The organism is Moorena sp. SIO2C4 (assembly GCF_010672485.1).
Classification (GTDB): Bacteria; Cyanobacteriota; Cyanobacteriia; order Cyanobacteriales; family Coleofasciculaceae; genus Moorena; species Moorena producens.
This window is the reverse complement of record NZ_JAAHGN010001002.1, coordinates 1-2,811: the sequence shown is the minus strand read 5'-3', so window position 1 is coordinate 2,811 and position 2,811 is coordinate 1. Positions and strand designations below refer to the sequence as shown.

Here is a 2,811-nt window from a genome sequence, read left to right as displayed (position 1 = left end):
TTTTATAAGCAGCAATTGCTTCCGAGGTACTGCTCATATTTGTTATAATAAACCAACCTTCTTTTGTTACGGATTTTCGATAACTCTTTTTCCATTTACAGGCGATATTAAATCCAGCAATTTGTTTATTTTTTGTCACTTTTACATTTTCAAAAAATAAAGATATTCCCGGTTTTAATCCACAATTTTTTAAGGAAATCCAACCCGAATTATTAAGTTCAATTTTTTCCGATTCTTTTAGTCTTAAACAAAATGTAAAACCTTGTGTATCTAGCCATTTAGCCAATTTTACTGAACAAAATTCTCGGTCTCCTTGACAACATCATAGCTATCAAATAGCCCTATAATAGTTGATAAGCTGTTATGCATTTAAGCTGTGATAACAGCATTACCTTGATTTTTAATTTTTCGATCCCATTTAATAACTAATCCTCCTTCATTTAAAAGATGATTGAGCAAAATTTATAACTCTTCGATAGATTCAAAAAGACGATTAGCAATATATTCTTTAGCTGAATGCCAAACTAATTCAATTAAGTTATAGTCTGGGCTATATTTTGGCAAATACTCTAAATGTATATTAGACATCTCCAGAAACTCGGTTTTGACCCAGGCAGTGCAAGGGTTTGAGGTTAATTTTTGGAGATGTCTATTAGGCATTTCAGTTTCTATTTTATCGATATATTCGGCTTTCTTATGAAAACTAGCATTATCCAAAATAATTACTATTTTTGGTCCTTTTTTAACAAAGTATTCTTTTTTATTACCTGCTTTTATCCATTCATTGATTAGCTCTTCATAAAAAAGCTTTAAGACTTCATAAAAACTTTTACTATTGCTTTTTTTAAGAAAATCTACAAATCTTTTCTTATCTGAATATCGTAAAGCTCCCATTACATTTACTCTGCCTTTTCTTCTGTCTCCTCTGACTTTTTTTCGCTTCCCCTTTTTACACCAGTTTTTCCTCCTTATTACTCTTAAACTGAAACCACTCTCATGAGGGGCTGTGTGGCGAACCTGCGTCGCCACCTTGAAAGCCCCGTCCCAAAACCATACCTGTAAAAGCTCTGGGTTTTCTTTTTCTATTTTTAAATATTCGGATAATTTTTCTTTGAATGCTTTTCTTTTTTCAGAATCTCTCTTCGATTCTAAGCTATACTTTGACCAGACGTAAACGTACTTTTTTTTTTCTAATATCCTTCGCACTTGTGATCCACTTAATTTAATTCCTGTTACTTTTTCTAAATAGGTTGCTAATCTTTGGGCTGACCATCGCCCAAATTCATATCCTAATTCTTGTGGTTCTTTTTCGACCGTATCTAATCAAATATCTATGTACTTATCTGTAGCTTTTTGATGATTACCTTTCATTCTTTGATCTTTAAGGGTTTCTAAGTTATCTGGGTCTCCGTGGACACACCAGTAACAAACTTTATTTTTTGAGCAGCCAATAAAATTAGCAATTTCTTGCTGTGTTTTGCCATCATTTAATAATAGCAAGATCAGAAGTCTCTCTCTAATATATCCATTTTCTTCTATTTTTAGAGCTTTTTGAATTTTTGGTTTTTGCTCTGATGTGAGATGATTTTTAGCTGGCATCTTTTTTTATGGAATTGTTGTTAACTCTATTATACCCAATTTAAATGCGCAACAGCTTATAATTTTTTTTTGCTCTGAAAAATTACTTGAACCAAGTTTTGAAAGAAGTTCAAAATAAATTGGGATTGCTCGATTTTTATAAATTAGACTAATCATCAATAAATTTTTGTCCTTCCAATTAGTTCTATCGAGGGCTAAATAAATTTTCTGCTGTTTATTAAATCTTTGAAATATCCATTCTCTAATAATTGGAAACCACAAGGATTTTATTTGAAATATTGGTAAGGACAAAAATCTCTGCAACTTTTTACGTCTTGATCTAAATTGAATGGGTAAAGGTAATGACTCTGCGATTTTTTCAAGTTTAACATTTTTGGTATCTTGTATAATAATGACTACAAGGTTAAGAAATAATAATTGAGATTCGGAAAGTAGATTTTTTAGATGTTTTTGATATAATTCTGGTAGCATTTTAAATTGATAGGTCGTCTTGACAATTTCTGACCTATCTTTTTTTACCATAATTCGCTCAATTTAATATATATCAAGGGTTACAGGGCGCTTGTCGCCCCCCCAGCTCCTGTTCTCAATCTTACCAAACCGCATATTGTCAAAATTACCTCAGAATATTTACTAGAATTTAGGCGAAACCTTTCTCCCGCTATTTTAAAAATTTTCACCAATCTAATTACGTGTTCTACAAATATTCTGTTTGAAGATAATAGCTTGTTATATTTCTTTTCCTGTGAGGTTAATTCACCATTTTTTGGTTTTTTATGGGGAGTTTTTATTTGTTCTTCTCCAAGGTGCGCTTTCCAATGGCCGGGGAACCCGGCCTTGGGTCGCACCTCTATATAAGCTTTGTCTCCACTCAGTCGTTGTTTATCATCAAATTTTTTTAAACTTTCCCGACAAATATTTATATCACTTTTGGGGCCAGGTTTACCCACCACTACGTCCACAATATCTTCCCCTTTTGGCAACACAATAAAGCGGTGCGACCCAAGGGCGATTTACTCGCCCTTGGAGGCGCGCACCGTTTGGTTTTTAAATGTATGACTTTTCTTCTTACCAGAATAGAAATTTTTTTGCTGATTATAATCTTTTGGTCTTTCTCTGACTTGTTCAGCGCTATCTACTATTAACTCATATTCAGTCAAAGCTTCCCGAATTATCTCCGACTCTTCTTCGCACTTTTTTACTTGTTCTAAT

Annotated in this window: 4 pseudogenes; all 4 read right to left on the bottom strand. The window is 32.8% G+C overall.

The features are described 5' to 3' along the window. Window positions 1-313: pseudogene (locus tag F6K20_RS32750) on the bottom strand (IS4 family transposase); the annotation flags it as partial. 56 nt (window positions 314-369) lie between these two features. Beyond that, a pseudogene (locus F6K20_RS32745) lies at window positions 370-1,599 on the bottom strand (IS630 family transposase). A 54-nt stretch (window positions 1,600-1,653) separates the two neighbouring features. After that, window positions 1,654-2,070, bottom strand: a pseudogene (locus F6K20_RS32740) (IS4 family transposase); the annotation flags it as partial. Window positions 2,071-2,150: 80 nt separating this feature from the next. Continuing rightward, window positions 2,151-2,811 (bottom strand): annotated as a pseudogene (locus F6K20_RS32735) (HARBI1 family protein); the annotation flags it as partial.